We start from the raw sequence: 15,957 nt of genomic DNA, 5'->3' as shown, positions 1-15,957 counted from the left end.
CTGTGTAGACTTACCGACGTCGCTGATCGCACCATGGTGCACACAGCACGCCGCCTTAGCTCAGATGGCCAGAGCAACGCACTCGTAATGCGTAGGTCTCGGGTTCGAATCCCGAAGGCGGCTCTCGATGAAAACCCATGTCGGACCACCACTGATCTGGGTTTTTTCGTGTCACGGTACTGCCGAGGTCTAGCAAGGATCTCCGGAGTCGTCGGTACGGCCTGGTAGCAGCTCACGCTCCCACGAAGACGAAACCGGCCCAGTGCACGGGGTGGGCGAAACTCTTGTGGCCCGGCTCGAGCCGGATGAGGGTACGCCACAGGCCGCGCGCAGCCGCGGGCGGTAGACCGTTGGGTGCTCCCGGCGCGAAGTAGCCGGCCTTCTCCTTGTTGGTGGTGTCACGGAGCCAGCGCTGGGCCGTGTGGAGCGCCGAGTCCGCTGTGCGGCCATTGGCCTTCCATTCGGCGTAGAAGCGGAGCATGAGGAGACAGGTCGACAGATCGGGGACTCGCCATTGGGAGGCGATCACGCCTGCCACTCCAGCTTCGAGCAGGCTGCTCGCCAGGCTGACGACCTCGTTGGGCACGTCCAGTCCGATCACGCCCGTCTCGCATGCCGAGAGGACAACCAGACGGACAGGATTCTGCTCGCCGAGCCGCGCATTGAGGATGTCCCTGAGCTCCAAAGGTGTGTCTCCGGCAAGGGTCAGCGAACTGTTGAGCGGGTTGAACAGGTCTGCGCTGCCATGGCAGGCGAAATGAATCACATCGTGGTCCTTGAGCAGGGGAAGGACCGCGGCCGGAACCGCCCGCTCTCCGGCCAGGACGACACCGTCGGGGAAGTAGGAGCGGATTCCGGCTACTTCAATGGCCGCTTGGGGCAGGGGCGCGGCCGATACGGGCTGAGGATCCTGGACGGCGAGCACACTGGTCTGCCCGGCGCGCTCGGCGCGGGCGACGGCGGTGGCGAGGACCCGGGCGTTCGGGACGGTGCCGATCGGCATGTCGTCGATCACGTAGCAACGCCCCCCTGGCCTGTCCGGTGCGGGGGTCCATGCGGCGTTCAGCGGCAGCAGTTCGAGATAGCCACTCCGAATGAGCGTCACGGGCCCCTGACCCAATGCCACCGTGAGAGGGCCGAGGACCGTATCCCACAGCTCTCGCGCGACGGTCTCGAGCCGGGCCCACCAGTTGAGCGTTCCGTCCTGAATCAGCGCTACCAGCCAGCCAGTGACCTGCTCCGTCGTCAACGCTGGTAGATCCAGGGGGCGGACGTCGCCCTTGTCGACGATGAGGGCCGCCCCGCCGTACTTGGTCGCGACAAGATACACCAGGCGGTCGGGCGCGCCTGTGACCACATCGGCGAAGCTCGGCGGCCTGAAAAACTCGGCTCGACCGGTAGTGGCCCTGATCTCATCGACAAGATCCTCGAGGTTCGAACGGGCGGCCCTGACCGCGGCGTCGTGCTCGGCGAAGTCCACGACGTGGGCGCCGCCGAGCAGGTCACGATCCAGACTGTCGTCTGCGGCGGCCAGCCAGCGAGCCGCTGCGGCCTCGAAGCGTTCGGCCAGACCGTGGTGACCATGCTCGCTCAACCATCCGACGTCCGCGGAACCGAGTTGGAGAACTTCACTGAGGGAAACGGCCCGGGCCATCTCCACCGCCATGACCGCGGCTTCGCGGTCTCCGGACCGGGTGAGGGCGTATGCGGCGAACGCCCCGAAGTCCGGGTTCTGCCCGATCACGCGATTGCGCAGCCCGCGGCTCACCTGAAGACGCACGAGCTCGCCCAGCACTTCGGTCGCCGCACGGGACGCCTCTGCCGCCTCCCCCCAGGCCCCACGCCCAGCGGCCCAGTGTGCCCACTCCACGCTCGCGGCACGCTTCACCCGCGGGTCGGTCACCTCGGTCTCCGTGCAGAGCCTTCGGAAGATGGCCGTGGCTTCGGCGCCGGCTGACGTGTTTCCTTGATGTGTGTGGCGCGTGCTCAGAACCGAGGCGAGTTGGAGGGCCGTGTGTTTCTCCATCAGAGTGCCCTCCCGGGAGGAACGCACCGCCTTCCGAGCCAGTTCGACGGCCTCGTCCAGGTCTGCCGGTTCGTCGGTGACCCCGAACTTCGCAGCTGCCGCCATACTCAGAGTCATGACGGTGTCTCGGCGCAACGGAGACCCGTCGGGGATCTCGTCGAGTACGCGTCTCAGCAGTGCATGGGAGCGCTCCAGATCGGCGCGCTGCTTGTCCGACCCGGAGAACCGGGTCATCAGCGCATTCGCCAGGTTGAACAGGCACCGCGGGAGGTCAGGGTGGCCGGGCGGTAACGCTGCCACTGCCTGTTCGTGCAGGTTGATCGCGCGATTGAGCCGGTCCCCTTCGCCCGTGGCGTCGTAGGAGGCGCGCAGCGCGTTGGCGAGATTGCCAATCCCGACCGCCCTCGAAGGCCCGTCGTCTTCGCTGACCCAACCGGACGTCGACCGCTCATAGGCGGTGATGGCCTTGTCGAGATAACCGAGATCGCCCGTGACGTTGTAGTGAGCCCGCAGCGCGGTTCCCAGGTTTCCCATGACGAGCCGATAGTCAGTACTGCCGGGCTCGCACCTGCTCAGGGCGTGTCCCAGTCGTTCGGTCGTGCGACTGAAGGCCGTCGTGCTGGCCGAAAGCGAGTACTGCTCGCGCCACCGAGCCCCGGCCTGTCGGAGCAGGTGATCGTAGAACGTCGTGTCGGGTGGCGTGGTCGCGAGCTGGGCCTCCAGTATCTCGGTGGCATGGCGCAGATCTTCCTGATCCCCGCTGGTCTCATACCGGTGCACGAGGAGCTGACTGGTGAGAATGGCGTGGACCGACGCCGCGGGTCCCGGCGTCCCCATGCGTCGGCTCACGAGGCGGAGGGCGACCTTCGTCATGTCCTGCCCGTCGGGGAGTTCCCGATGCCGCCTCGCCGTCCCGACGATCCCTTGGACTCCATGTTGCCAGTCGTACCAGGAGGTTGCGGATAAGATAGAGGGGTACGTGATTGCGGTGAGCGCCCTCTCCAAGTCGTCCACTTGCAGAGTCAGAGCGAAGCGCTCGGCAAAACCGCAAGCAAGCGCGGCCTCGGCCGCCGCCTCCCGCCCCAGCGTGATGCCGCTGTCGAGATCGGCGAGCGAGGAGTTCACCACGCCGCGCATGACGTAAAGATCCGCCAGCGGACGCGTCACGTCGACCTGACTCGGCGAGTCCTCGTTCCCGTCCGGGGCACAGGCCTCGAGCCGGGCGATGGCACGCGTGATTTCCTCCGGGTCCCGGCTCTGCAGTGCGTACGGCGGCTCCAATTCGAGAAGCAGCTGCGTCAGCCTTCGGTGGTCCCCCGTGCCCTCCGCTGTCTCGGAGAGCGCGGCGCGCAGGACGGGCACTGTCTGTGAGACACCGTCGGACTTCTCGAAATCCCAGCCCCCCTGCACAATGGCGCTTTGGACCACCGCCAGCCTATGCAGTCGCGAGCCGGGTCTCGTCACCGCCTGCGCCTGTTCCAAGAGGCTGACGGACCGCCGTATATCGGCCTCGTCACGGCGGGCCGACGCGCGAGCGGCCAGCGTCACGCCGAGTTCCGTCAGACATCGGACGAGAAGCGGTCCGCGGGGTCCGAGCGCGATCGCGCGCTCGCCGAGCTCGACGGCCCGGTCGACATCAGCCGGAGCGGAGGTGAGGTGGAAGCGTTCCCGCAGGGCAGCGGAATAGTCGGTGAGGACACGGGGAAGTTCGACATCGGTCTTTGAGGCAGTGGCTGCGAGGCGCTCGAACGCGGCGATGGATCGGTCTAGATCCGCCGGCTCACCGTCTCGACGGAATCGGTCGCGCAGCGAAGCCGCGAGGTTGTTGGCGTAGAGGGTGTGTTCGCCTCTCAGCGTTACCGCGCATTCGAACAGCACGATGGCCTGGTCCAGTGCGTCCCGCTCTTCGGCCATGGCATGGAGATCTCGCCACGCGGCCCCGATGTTGTGTATGCGGTCCGCACGCTCGGGATCACCCTCGGGCGTGATGCCGCACGCCTCTTCATAAAGAGTCAGGGCCCTACGCAGGTCCTCAATGTCGCCGGTGTGCTCGCCACGGTCCGTGTAGGCATGCCCGAGGAGCACGAGCAACTCGGCATGCTGACTCCCGTCCTGCGGGGGCGGATCCAGGGCCGCCTGCGCGACGCGAATACGAAGGTTCGGCAGGCCCGGGACGGATCGGCTCGCGAGAAGCTGCACTGTGCGCAGCAGCACGCTCATCCGGATGAGCAGAATCGTGTGGGCTTCGGGCTCCACGACCATCATGAAGGGGTGATCGAAGAGTCGCTCGCACAGCGCCGTCGCCTCGTGCAGGGAATCAGGCGACCGGAAACCCTCCTCCAGCCGGGCCATGAGTGTTTCGAACTCGGCCTTGTGCGCCGACGCCTTGGCGAGTCGGGCGAGCCCTCTCTCGTCTCCGACGTCCCTGCAGAGGTGGATCACGCGAAGCGCGAATTTGGCAGGGTGGGACACCACGGCCTCCACGCCCGCACCGCGCGTGTCGAGGATCGACCTCAGGAATGCCTCGAAGGCGGGCGTCAGTGCCCGGGGGTGCGCACGGAACCACGCGCTCATCCCGGAAACACTGCCATGCCTCAAAACGGATATCGAGTAAGCCTTGATCAGGGCATGCAGCACAGCGGTCGCCTCATCGCGGCTCATGGAGTCGCCGGACGAACGAGGCGTGCGTGCCACCCTTCTCTTCCGACTTGACATGTTCGCTTTGTCCCTGCCGTCCCCGCAGGCCAGAATGAACCGTGTCCTTCGATGACTTCGACCACAGTACTGCGTCCGAGGAAGCTCGTCTGGTTCACGCCATCGAGCGTCTCGCCGAGGAACTTCCCGAACTGCTGCCCGGCGAGCCTGACGTACGGGCGGAATTCGGAGCGTTGCTCACCCGGTTAAGGTCGGACGCCACCGCGGTTAGGGGCGATGCGCTCGACGAGATCTTGGTGATGCTGGCGGCTCGGCACCGTACCCGAGAGCGGCTGAACGAACTGGTGGGTCCCGATCCCGGTACCGATCGGCACGTGCGCCTCGCCGGCGATCCCTTCGTTGGGTATGAACGACACGTCTGCCCCCGGTGCGGGCGGTTCTGGGTGGTCCTTGACGCCGACGAGGACGACCAGCCGCCAGAGTCTTGCCCGAACGATGGCACGGTGCTGACCAACACGTCCGGGGGTATGAGCACGCCGTGATCGGAGACTTCTGGCGAGGCGTCGGCGGACGGCTGGCCGAGCGCTGGGTGGCCGCGCTCTTCTCGCCCGCGTTCGCGTTCTGGGTCGGCGGAATGGTCGCCTGGCTATCGGGTTCAGAGTCCCGGGACGGAGGCTGGACGTCCAGAGCTCTCGCCTTCGGGCGCGAGCGCCAAGGGCAGCCGGCGATCGTGCAGGGGATCTACGTGGTGGCGCCCCTCACTTTGATCGTCCTCTCCGGCTTGGCGTTGCAGCAACTCGCCATTCCAGTTCTGCGCGCTCTGCAAGGTTATTGGCCTGCGTCTTTCGCGCCCCTGGCAAGCACACTGCGGGCCCGTTTGTCACACCGCTCCGACGTACAGTCACTGCGCCTGCGGCAGCTCGCGGCCAGATCGCTTCCTGAACTCACCGCAGGCGAACTGGCGGAACGGGCACGTCTCGAGCGCCGTCACCGCCGCGTACCGGCGCAGCGCGTCCAACGGATGCCGACCCGGTTGGGGAACAGCCTCCGTGCGGCGGAGTCCCGCATACGTGCCCGCTACGGTCTCGACCCCATGGTGTGCTGGCCGAGGCTGTGGCTACTACTGCCCGACACCGCGCGACAGGAGACCGCAGCCGCTTACACCTCGCTGCTGCTGACAGTTCAAGTGTTTATTTGCGGAGCCCTGTTCACCTTGTGGACCGTGTGGTGCTGGTGGGCTCTTCCCGCAGCGCTGCTAGTAGCCGCTGCGGCATACGCGAGGATGCTCCCGGCCGCGTTTGCCGTCGGCGATGTCGTCGAGTCCTGTTTCGACGTTCACCGTCGGCTTCTCTACCAGGCGGCCCACTGGCCCCTGCCGACCAATCCACGCGACGAGCGGACCGAAGGCGCGCGCCTGACCACCTATCTGCACACAGGCTCCCGGAACCCGGAGCCGACCTTTGTCCAGCCGGCCGAGTCCCCACCGGCCTGAAGCGCCAACGAGCGGCTCACGCTACCCACTGCGGCAGCCCGAGGCCTACGGTGCTTGCTGGCGGTGGAGCCGTTCACGTGCACGTCGGCGGAACGCGTCGTCGGTATCGTCTGCGGACGGCGAAGAAGCCGGCGTGCTCGGCCGGCCAGATGGTGAGTAGCTAGTACTCCAGTGTGACTTCGCGATCTTGTCGCGGACCCGGCTGCGAACGGGTACGGCCACCGCGTGATCATCAGGGGTTGTGTGGACTCATGACGCGCAGGGCCCGATCGGCACGGTCCACCCGTGGGCGGCCGTCGCCGCCGGTGACCTGGCCCAGCGCATCCGGTGGCGCGCACTGGGGCCCGGCCGTGGGGCCGGGCGGCTGCTGTGGATGTGCGAGCGGATGGCCATCGCCCCGCTCGCGCCCGATCTCGTTCCCCGGATGTGGCGCGCGGCCCGCGCCCGTGGCGTCGACGCCCCCGACTGGAGTGGGACGACACCGCCGAACGACTGCGCCTTGCCCCCGGACCGTTACCGCGCGCTGCTCGCGGAGCGCGCCACCGGCGTCCACCTTGACCTGCGGGAGGACGACGGCGAGGTCCGGGTGGCGGCCCCACCGGGCTCGGTGATCCGGTTGTGGGACGGCGCGACCACCACCCCTGCACATCGGCGACGGCGAGGAGAGCACCCTGCTCCTGCCACCCGACGACCCGTCGGACAACTCGGCCGGCAAGAGCGGGGCGGCCGTCTTCACCAGGGGCGGTGACCGGCTGGGGACGGGGTGGCTCGGGGCGTACGCGGCGATCCGCCGCTGAGCCGGCCGCCGGGCGGGTCCCTACGGCGGCCACCGCCCGGCAGGGAGCGTGAAACGGGCGCACGGTAGCACAGGTGGCATGGGCCGGGGAGCGGCTCACACGCACCGATCGGGGTGCGGCAGACTGGTGTGGATCCGGTGGTGCACGTCCGGCCGGACGTGCACCGGCCGAAGCGGAGGAGAAGGGAAGCCCACAGTTCCGTGAGTGACGAGTTCGACGTCCCGGAGCCCGATGCCGCGGACCCCGTCGACGAGGGCGCGTTCGGTATCGACGCGTTCTCTCTCGACGACCGGCTGCGGCTGTTCCACTTCGCCGCCGCCGAGAAGCGTCACGAGTACCTGTGGCTGCTGCGGGCCTTCGACCGCGGGCGTGCCAACTACCAGGTGCTGCTGCACGCCTCGGACACGGTGGGACTGCTGGAGCGGCTCGCCGTCGACCATCCCGCCGCGGGCGCCGTCGGAGGGTCGGCCGGCGTTCAGCCGTTGCTCGACGCGCTCGCGGAGTGGCAGGTCCTGGACCGGTCGTACGACGGGACACGCGCCGCGAACCTCGCCGAGTACCGCAACCGGCACTACGTGTACCAGTTCACCCAGGCCGGGTACCGGGCGTACCGGGCCGTGGAGGACGTGCTCGGGGCGAGTCTGGAGGACGCACAGCTCTCCCGTCTCGTCTTCCCCGACATCCTCGGCGACCTGCGCGCGCTGGCCGAGGCCAACACGGCGGGCGACGGCGAGGAGGTGTACCGCAAGCTGGGCCGTCTCGACTCGGTGCTGAACGAGATGGCGCAGCGCGCCGCCCGCTTCTACCTCATGCTGGGCGATCTGGCCCGGACCAACGACACCCGGCCCGAGGTGTTCCTCGCCCACAAGGACACGCTCCTCGCGCACATGCGGGAGTTCACCGCCGAAATCGGGCGCTACGCACCGCTGTTGGCCGAGGCGGTCGAGAAGGCCGCGGCCACCGGCGTGGACCGGATGATCGAGTACGCGGCCGAGGCCGACGAACGGCTCTTCCGCAGCCCCGCCGAGCGCCTCGCGGACTGGCGGCACCGGTGGGACGGCATCGTCCACTGGTTCGCGGAGCGCGAGCACAGTGAGACCGAGCGGCTGCAGGACGCCACCGTCACCGCGATCCGCTCCGTCCTCGCCCTGCTGCGCCGGGTCACCGAGGCGCGCCGGGGCGGGGTGAGCCGGGAGAGCCAACTGCGCCATCTCGCCCAGTGGTTCACCTCCTGCGAGAGCGACGAGGACGCGCACGCCCTGTTCCAGGCGGTCTTCGGGCTCGGCGCACCCCGCCACATCGCCGTCCCGTACGCCGACCCCGAGCGGATCCCGTCCCGTACGTCCTGGTGGGAGGCCGAGCCGGTCGAACTCGCCCGCACCCTGGTCCAGTCCGGCCGCACCCCCTCCCTGCACGGCCCCGGCCGCATCGAGCGCGACGACGACCGGCGAGCGCTGCTGCGCGCCGGCCAGCTCAAGGAACAGGCCGAGCGCCGCAGTGCCGCGAACTCCCTCGCGTCGGACGGCGTGTACGGCCGGACGCTCGACGAGCCGGAGACGCGGGCACTGCTCGCCCTGCTGGACGTGACGCTCGCCGCCCGTGTCCCCGCCAGCCGCCGTGTCACCGCAGCCTCCGGCTCTGCCCACGGGGTACGGCTCACCCTCACCCCCGCCGAGGGCTTCACCACCGTCGACACCGTGCGCGGCCGTCTCCATCTCGACGGGCTGCGCCTGGAGGTCACCCCATGAGCGAGGCCGTCGTATGAGCCGTGTTGCCGAGGGCGTCTCCGCGCTCGAACTCGCCGACTACCAGAAGGCGGTACGGCTCGTCCTGCGACACCCCCTGGTCACGCCCGCGTACCCGGACAAGGCGGCGCTGGCGACCGTGCGCCGCTGGGCCGATCAGCTGCGCACCGACCTGATGGAGGTGCTCGGGTACCGGCTCGTCACCACCGCCGACACCGTCCGGCTCCAGCGCGCCCAGGACGGCCTGGACACCACCCGCCCGGCCCTCACCCGCGCGGGACGCCCCTTCGACCGCCGCCGCTACGCCTACCTCGTCCTCACCCTCGCGGCCCTCGGCCGCCACGGCGCGCAGGTGGCGCTCGGTGAACTGGCCGACGCGGTCGCCGCCGACGCCGTACGCATCGACGGACTCGGCCTCGACACCGCCCGCAAACCCGACCGGGACGCCTACGTCGACGCCGTCACCTGGCTCACCGAACGCGGCGCGCTCACCCTCGCCGACGGCTCCGCCACCGCCTGGGCAGGCGATCCCGAGCGCGCCGAGGCCCTGTACGACATCGACCGCGAGGTCCTCCTCGCCGTCCACCACCCGACCCGGGTCCTGCAGCATCTGACCTCGGTCACCGCGCTGCTGGACTCCTCCGGCGCGCTGGGACTGTCCGCAGGCCGTGCCGCTCAGCGCCGCGACCAGGCCCGCCGCGCCCGCCGCCTGGTGCTGGAGAACCCGGTCGCGTACTACGCCGACGCCGACACCGAACTCCTGGGCCAGTTGCGGGCGCCCGCTCTCGCCGAGGACCTGGAGCGGCTGACCGGGCTGTCGGTGGAGCGGCGGGCGGAGGGCGTGGCGCTCGTCGACACCTCCGGCAGGCTGTCCGACCTCCGCTTCCCCGGCGGCGGAACCGTCGCGCAGGCCGCGCTGCTCCTCGCCGCCCGGATCAGTGCCGCCGTGCAGCGCTCCGGACGGCACGCTCTCGAACTGCTGCCCGCACCCACGGCCGCCGAACGCCTCGCGGCCCGCGCCCGGCGGATCGATGGCGCGCTGCCGTCGCGTGGGACGGTCGCCGAACTCACCGGACTCGCCGAACTCGCCGAGCCCGATGAGGAGTCGGCGTACGAGACGGCCGTCGACGCGGATCACGAGCCGGGCGAGACCCGGTACCCCTTCGTCACGGACTCCTGGCTCCGGGGCAGGCTCAAGGAGATCATCGGCGAGTACGGCGCGGGCTTCGCCGCCGATCTGCGCGGCGACCCGGACCGGCTGCTCGACCAGGCTCTCGACCTGCTGGCCGCCATGTCGCTGATCGTTCGGGTCGACGGCGGGGCCCTCGCGCTGCCTCTGCTCGCCCGTTACCGAGGGGTCACCGCCCGGGTGAAGACCCGTACGGCCCCCCAACCACCCGCCCAGACCGCCCTGTTCGACGACGAAACCGCCAAGGACGCGACTCCGTGAGCACTCCCGCCCCCCCACCGGCAGCCCGCTACGTCCCCACCCGCGCCGGGATCATCAACCTGTGGGACTACCGGGACGAGGAGTTCTCCTTCGCGGGCGGTTGGCTGGTGCTGCGCGGCCCCAACGGGTCCGGCAAGACCAAGGCGCTGGAAGTGCTGTTCCCGTTCGTCCTCGACGGGCGCATCGACCCCAAGCGGCTCAACCCGTTCGCCGCCGAGGACCGCACGATGAAGTCCAACCTGCTCTTCCGCGGGCAGGACAGCGCGCTCGGCTATGTCTGGATCGAGTTCACCCACCGGGAGACCGGGGAAGCCGTCACCTGCGGCATCGGGCTGCACGCACAGCGGCACCGCGACACGCCGGCCCGCTGGCACTTCGTCGCCGACGGCCGGGTCGGCGAGGACTTCTCCCTCCTCACCCCCGACGACCGGCCGATGACGAAGAAGCAGCTCGCCGCCGAACTCGGACGCGAGCTGATCGTCTCCACGGCCGACTACCGCGCCGCCGTCGACCGGCGCCTGTTCGGCCTCGGTCCGGAGCGCTACGAGCAACTGCTCACCCTGATCCTCACGTTGCGCCGCCCGCAGCTCGCCAAGAACCTCGACCCGGCCAAGCTCTCCGACACCCTCACCGCCGGCCTGCGCCCGCTCGACGACGACCTGATCGCCGAGGCGGCCCGTTCCTTCGACGACATGGAGTCCGTGCAGCGCACCCTGGAGGGCCTGGCCGCCGCCGACGACGCCACCCGCGCCTTCCTCGCGAGCTACTCCACCTATCTGCGGGTCCACGCCCGCGCCGCCGCGGACCGGCTCACCGCCCGCCGCGCCGAGACCGCCGAGCGCGCCGCCGCCCTGCGCACCGCCGCAGCGGACCTGACGGCGGCCCGCGAGGCGCAGGCCGCCGCCGAGACGCGCGCCGAGTCGGCCGATGCCTCGCTCGCCGCCCAGCGCGCCCGCCTCGACCAGCTGCGTTCCTCCGCCGCCTACCAGGCCGTCGAGCAACTGGCCGACCTGGAGCGGCTGGTGCGTACCTGCGAGCAGACCGCCCGGCAGGCGACCGCCGAGCGTGAGCGCCGTACGGCAGCCACCGGCCGCGCCCGCGCCGAGGCCGAACACGCCGCCCGGATCGCCGCCGAACTCGACGCCGCCGTCTCCCGCGATGCCGCCACCGTCGCCGACCACGCCCACACCGCCGGCCTCCCCTGGACCCCGGCCGACGCCGAGCCCGCCCGCCTCACCGAACGCTCATCCGTGCTTGCCGCCGCCCGCCACGAGGGCGTCCGGGCCGTGCGCGCCGCCCAGCAGACGGCACGCGGCGCCGAGCAGACCCGCGACCTCGCCCGGGTCTCCCTCGACCGCGCGCAGGAGGCCGTCGCCGCGGCCGAAACCGCCGAGACGGTTGCCGAGGCGGCCCTCGAATCCGCCCGCGAAGAGGCCTGCACAGCGCTCGGCCGGTGGACGGAAGCACACGGCACGCTGCTGGCCGAGGAGGATGCCAGCCGGCTCGCCGAAGCCCTCGAACTCACCGGAGAGGCCGACGCGGTCACGCTCGCCGACGCCTTCACCGAGGCCACCGCTCCCGCCGTACAGGAACTGCGCGACACCCTCGCCGCCCTGCGCGCCCGGCGCACGGATGTCGAGCGCCGCCGCGCCGACACGGAGGCCGAACGCGACCGGATCGCGGCCGAGTACGACGACGCCCCGCCCCCGGCCCGTGGCCGAACCGCCGAGAGGGCGTCCGGTGACGGTGTGCCCCTGTGGCGACTCGTCGCTTTCGAAAGCGACCTGGCTGATCGTCAATGTGCGGATCTGGAAGCGGCGTTGGAGGCGTCCGGCCTCCTCGACGCCCTGGTCACCGCCGAGGACATCCCCGTGGCGGCCGGGCACAGCGAGGGCTACCTCCGGGCCGGTGCCCCAGTGAACGGCCCGAGCCTCGCCGACCTCCTGCGACCCGAGGTCCCCGAGACCCCTGCGGGTGACGCCGCGATCCCGGCCGCCCGCATCACCGCCGTACTGCGCTCGGTCGCCGTCACCGGCGACCTCGACACCGGGACCCCGCAGATCGGTCCGGACGGCCGGTACGCGGCCGGTGTCCTGGTCGGCGCCCACACCAAGGAGCACGCCGAGTACGTCGGCGCGACTGCCCGCGCCCGTCGGCGCGCCGCCCGGATCGCCGCCTGCGAGGCGCTGCTGGCCGAACTGGCCGCCGAACTCGACGAGTTGGGGCGCGTGCGGACCCGTACGGACGCGGCCCTCGACGCGTACGCCGCCGCCCGCGCCGCGCTGCCCCGCACCACCGGCATCACGCAGGCCCTGCGCGAACTCGACCGGGCCGCGGCGCGGCTGCGCGCCACCCGTGACGCCGCCGACGCGGCCCAGGGCTCGTACGACGAGTCGGTGGCCGCCTGTTCGGTCGCCGAGCGCGCCCTGCGCCGTACCGCCGCCGAGCACGGCATCGAGACCGAGCGCGTCGACGCCGTGGAGACCGCCACCCGCGCCTTCGAGGCGGCGGTCCGCGAACTCGCCGCCCGCCGTCGCGAACACGCCCGCCAGACCGAGGCCGCCCAGGCGGGCGCCGACCGGCTCACCGCCGCCGCCGAGGACGAGGAGGCGGCGGCGGACACCGAACGTGCGGCGCGCCGCCGGCATGCCGAGGAGGCCGCAGGACTCGACGCCCTCCAAGCGGCGGTCGGGGCCGAGGCGCAGGAGGTGATGCGGCAGGTGCAGGAGGCCGAGGACGGGATCGACGCCCTGGTCCGGGAGGCCGAGGAGGCCCGCACCGCCCAGCACGCCGCGATCGCGGACACCGCCGCGGCCGAGGCCCGCCGTACGGCCGCCGCCGAAGCCGGCGCGGTCGCCGCGGCGGAGGAGAAGGACACCGCCCGTGGTCTGCGCCCGTACGCCGCCCGCGAGCTCCTCGACATCCTGCGCTGCCCGCCCGGCCTCGCCTGGCCCGCCCAGGAGGCCGACTGGACCGGCGAGGCACTCCCGCCGGCCGTGGCCGCCGTACACGAGGCGGTCCTGGCCGCGACCCGCGACCTCACCCCCACGGAGACCAGCCTCAAGCAGTCCGTCACCCGGCTCACCAGGGCCCTGGACGACCTGCAGGCGCAGCTCGCCGCCGCCGGACAGGACTACCGGCCCGAATGGGACGGCTCCGACGGCGTCATCCTCGTGCGCGTGGCCGACGAGGAGGGGCCGTTGCCCGTCGCCGCCTTCGCCCAGAAGATCTCCTCCCACCGCCGAGACCAGGCGGAACTGCTCTCCGAGTCCGAGCAGCGCATCCTGGAGGACGCCCTGCTCACCCGGCTCGCCCAGCAGATCCACGACCGCACCGTCGACGCCCGTGACCTGATCCGGCGGATGAACACCGACATGCGCAAGCGGACGATGTCATCGGGGACGACGGTCGGGGTGAGCTGGCTGCTCGCCGACCATCTCGACGACGAGCAGCGCGCCGTCTGCTCCCTCCTCGACGCCGACGCCGCCCGCCTCGGCCCCGACGGTCTCGCCAGGGTGCGCACGCACTTCGCCGCGCAGATCAAGACCGCCCGCGCCCGCCACCGCGACCAGCCCTACCGCGAACTGCTCGCCGAGGTCCTCGACTACCGGTGCTGGCGGCACTTCGCGTTCCAGCTCGTACGCCCCGACAAGAGCGAGGAGCGGCTCACCCGCGCCCGGCACAGCCGCCTGTCGGGCGGCGAGCAGTCCGTGTCGCTGCACCTGCCGCTGTTCGCCGCCGCGCACGCCATGCTCAACTCCGCCGACCCGCACGCCCCGCGCCTGCTCGCCCTCGACGAGGCCTTCGCGGGCGTGGACGACACCGGGCGCGGCGAACTCATGTCGCTGGCCGCCCAGTTCGACCTCGACCTGTTCATGACCGGCTACGACCTGTGGGCCGCCCACGCCTCCGTGTCCGCCGCCGCCCACTACGACCTCGCGCACACCGCCGTCGACCACACCGTCTCCGCCCTGCTGCTCGTCTGGGACGGTGCCCGGCTCCTCGCCGACGACACCGGGGACCTCACCGCCGCCCTCGGCTCGCCCGGCACCCGGCGCGTCCCGACGCCCGAGGAGGCCGCGGTTGTCCACTGAGCGCGAGCCGTCGGCCTACGACGAGTTGCGGGGCGAGGGATGGACCCGGCTGCTGGCCGTCGCCCGCCGCAGGCTGGAGCGCACCGGAGGCGCGCTCGACGGCGACATCGGGCTCGCGACACCCAGCGAGGCCGAGCGCCGCACCGTCATCGGGATCACCGGCCGCTACCGGCCCGAGACCGCCAAGCGCCTCGCCGTACCCCTGAGTGATCTGGACGGGTATCTGCACGACCGGTACGGCACCGGTCTCCTCCAGACCCTCGGCCGTCTCCACGGGCCGCTGCGTGACCGGCCCGCCGAACGGGCCGAAGAGGAGGCACGCCGCGACGACGCCCTGAAGTCGGCCCACTCCAGTCGGCTCGCCGGGCTGGGATGGTTCGCCGCCTGGCTGGACCGGATCGTCGCGGACGGCACGCTCACCCGTCTCGTACGTCGGGGGGACGCGCCGCTCCTCGACGCGGCGGTACGTGTCCTGGAAGGGCTGACCGGTGACGGGGACCGCCCTGCGGGCTCCCCGAAGCGGGTTCCCGGCGTCCTGCCGCTCCCGGTCCTCGCCGAGTGGGCCACCGGCGACACCAAGGCCCTCGTGTCCGGCGCCCCGCTGGAACAGCTCGTCCTGCGGGCCCTCGCCCAGCGCACCGGCGGCGGCTCGGAGGTACCGCCCGACCGGGCCGGGCGGCGCGCCCTGTGGGAGAGCGCCGGCGCCATCGCGGACGACCTCGCCAGCCAAGTGCTCGTCCTCAACATCGGTGCCGACGGCGACACCGTCGTCTGCGACTGGCTGCGTGACGCCGCCGGCTTCGGCATCCCTTTCCGGCTCACCCTCCACCAGCTCGCCACCGACCCCGTCGTCCCCGCCGCCCGCACCATCTTCGTCTGCGAGAACCCGGCCGTCCTGCGCGCCGCCGCCGGCGAACTGCAGGACACCGGCGCCGCCCTTGTCTGCACCGAGGGCGTCCCGTCCGCGGCCTGCCACAAACTGCTCGGCGACGCCGTACGCGCGGGGTCCCGGCTGCACTGGCGCGCCGACTTCGACTGGGCCGGCCTGCGGATCACCGCGAACGCCATGGCCCGACACGGTGCCCACCCCTGGCGGATGACGGCCGCCGACTACACAGCAGCCCTCCGGGAGGGTGGGTCCACGCGACTCGCGGGACCGCCCGCGGCCAGCCCCTGGGACCCCGGACTGGCCCTCGCGATGGAGGCGTCGGGCAGCACGGTCATGGAGGAACGCCTCCTGCCCGCACTCCTGTCCGACCTCACCCGTGCCTGATCCGGCGACAGCGCCCGAGGAGAACGATCCCGAACGCCGACTTCCTCCGTCGTCCCTGGGGGATCCCCATTCCGGTCACCGGCACATGGGACTCTTCGTCGGCGGTTCCGATGATCGCGTCACCGTCGACGGTTGCCGGGCTTGGGCAGCGGCGAGCGGCCCGAGCCAGGATTCCCGGACGACCTCGTTTCAGGACACCGCAGCCGCTCTGATCAGACAGGACGGCATCAGGCAGTACCAGCTGGTACGAGGCAGCATGATCCCTTACGGTCTCGTAATGCGTAGGTCTTGGGTTCGAATCCCGAAGGCGGCTCTGAAAAAAGCCCAGGTCACATTGAACGTGACCGGGGTTTTGCGTTGCTCGGGGCAGCTTTGGCCAGTCGATGCCGGCGGCGAGCATGAGCGTGGCCTGCGGCGAGGTGCCC

General features: G+C 71.2%; 8 protein-coding genes and 1 tRNA gene. 8 read left to right on the top strand and 1 reads right to left on the bottom strand.

Annotation, left to right across the window (positions count from 1 at the left end; genetic code table 11):
• Nucleotides 1–49: 49 nt before the first annotated feature.
• Nucleotides 50–123: transfer RNA gene (locus tag AC5L3C_RS16835), tRNA-Thr, on the top strand.
• 109 nt (nucleotides 124–232) lie between these two features.
• Here AC5L3C_RS16835 and AC5L3C_RS16830 read toward each other — a convergent pair.
• Entirely contained in the window at nucleotides 233–4,687 is a 4,455-nt protein-coding gene (locus tag AC5L3C_RS16830) for a CHAT domain-containing protein (protein WP_493649713.1), read from the bottom strand.
• A 95-nt stretch (nucleotides 4,688–4,782) separates the two neighbouring features.
• Here AC5L3C_RS16830 and AC5L3C_RS16825 point away from each other — a divergent pair, with 95 nt between their 5' ends.
• The 7 genes from AC5L3C_RS16825 to AC5L3C_RS16795 all read left to right on the top strand — a co-directional run bounded on the left by AC5L3C_RS16825 (nucleotide 4,783) and on the right by AC5L3C_RS16795 (nucleotide 15,532).
• Complete coding sequence (locus tag AC5L3C_RS16825; protein WP_493649712.1) at nucleotides 4,783–5,223, top strand: hypothetical protein; 441 nt, start codon at nucleotides 4,783–4,785, stop codon at nucleotides 5,221–5,223.
• Nucleotides 5,220–6,173 (top strand): hypothetical protein, encoded by a 954-nt coding sequence (locus tag AC5L3C_RS16820; RefSeq protein ID WP_493649711.1) that lies wholly within the window; start codon nucleotides 5,220–5,222, stop codon nucleotides 6,171–6,173. The genes AC5L3C_RS16825 and AC5L3C_RS16820 overlap by 4 nt, the downstream gene beginning before the upstream one ends.
• A gap of 241 nt (nucleotides 6,174–6,414) precedes the next feature.
• Entirely contained in the window at nucleotides 6,415–6,921 is a 507-nt protein-coding gene (locus AC5L3C_RS16815) for a hypothetical protein (protein WP_493649710.1), read from the top strand.
• Between the two features lie 249 nt (nucleotides 6,922–7,170).
• Nucleotides 7,171–8,718, top strand: coding sequence for a TIGR02677 family protein (locus tag AC5L3C_RS16810; RefSeq protein ID WP_493649709.1), 1,548 nt, complete (start codon nucleotides 7,171–7,173; stop codon nucleotides 8,716–8,718).
• Nucleotides 8,719–8,731: 13 nt separating this feature from the next.
• Entirely contained in the window at nucleotides 8,732–10,165 is a 1,434-nt protein-coding gene (locus AC5L3C_RS16805; RefSeq protein ID WP_493649708.1) for a TIGR02678 family protein, read from the top strand.
• Nucleotides 10,162–14,259: a TIGR02680 family protein gene (locus AC5L3C_RS16800; RefSeq protein WP_493649707.1), complete on the top strand. Its 4,098-nt coding sequence runs from the start codon at nucleotides 10,162–10,164 to the stop codon at nucleotides 14,257–14,259. Before AC5L3C_RS16805 ends, AC5L3C_RS16800 begins: the two co-directional genes overlap by 4 nt.
• Nucleotides 14,249–15,532, top strand: a complete 1,284-nt coding sequence (locus AC5L3C_RS16795) for a TIGR02679 family protein (RefSeq protein ID WP_493649706.1) — start codon at nucleotides 14,249–14,251, stop codon at nucleotides 15,530–15,532. Before AC5L3C_RS16800 ends, AC5L3C_RS16795 begins: the two co-directional genes overlap by 11 nt.
• Nucleotides 15,533–15,957: the final 425 nt, after the last annotated feature.

The sequence above is a fragment of the Streptomyces speibonae genome (assembly GCF_984686075.1).
The sequence above is the reverse complement of the archived record's forward strand: the minus strand, read 5'-3'. Positions and strand labels throughout refer to the sequence as shown.

Excerpts from the sequence above, each read along its gene's own strand:
- AC5L3C_RS16830 (WP_493649713.1), bottom strand. The coding sequence starts at position 4,687 with ATGAGCCGCGATGAGGCGACCGCTGTGCTGCATGCCCTGATCAAGGCT.
- AC5L3C_RS16805 (WP_493649708.1), top strand. The coding sequence starts at position 8,732 with ATGAGCCGTGTTGCCGAGGGCGTCTCCGCGCTCGAACTCGCCGACTAC.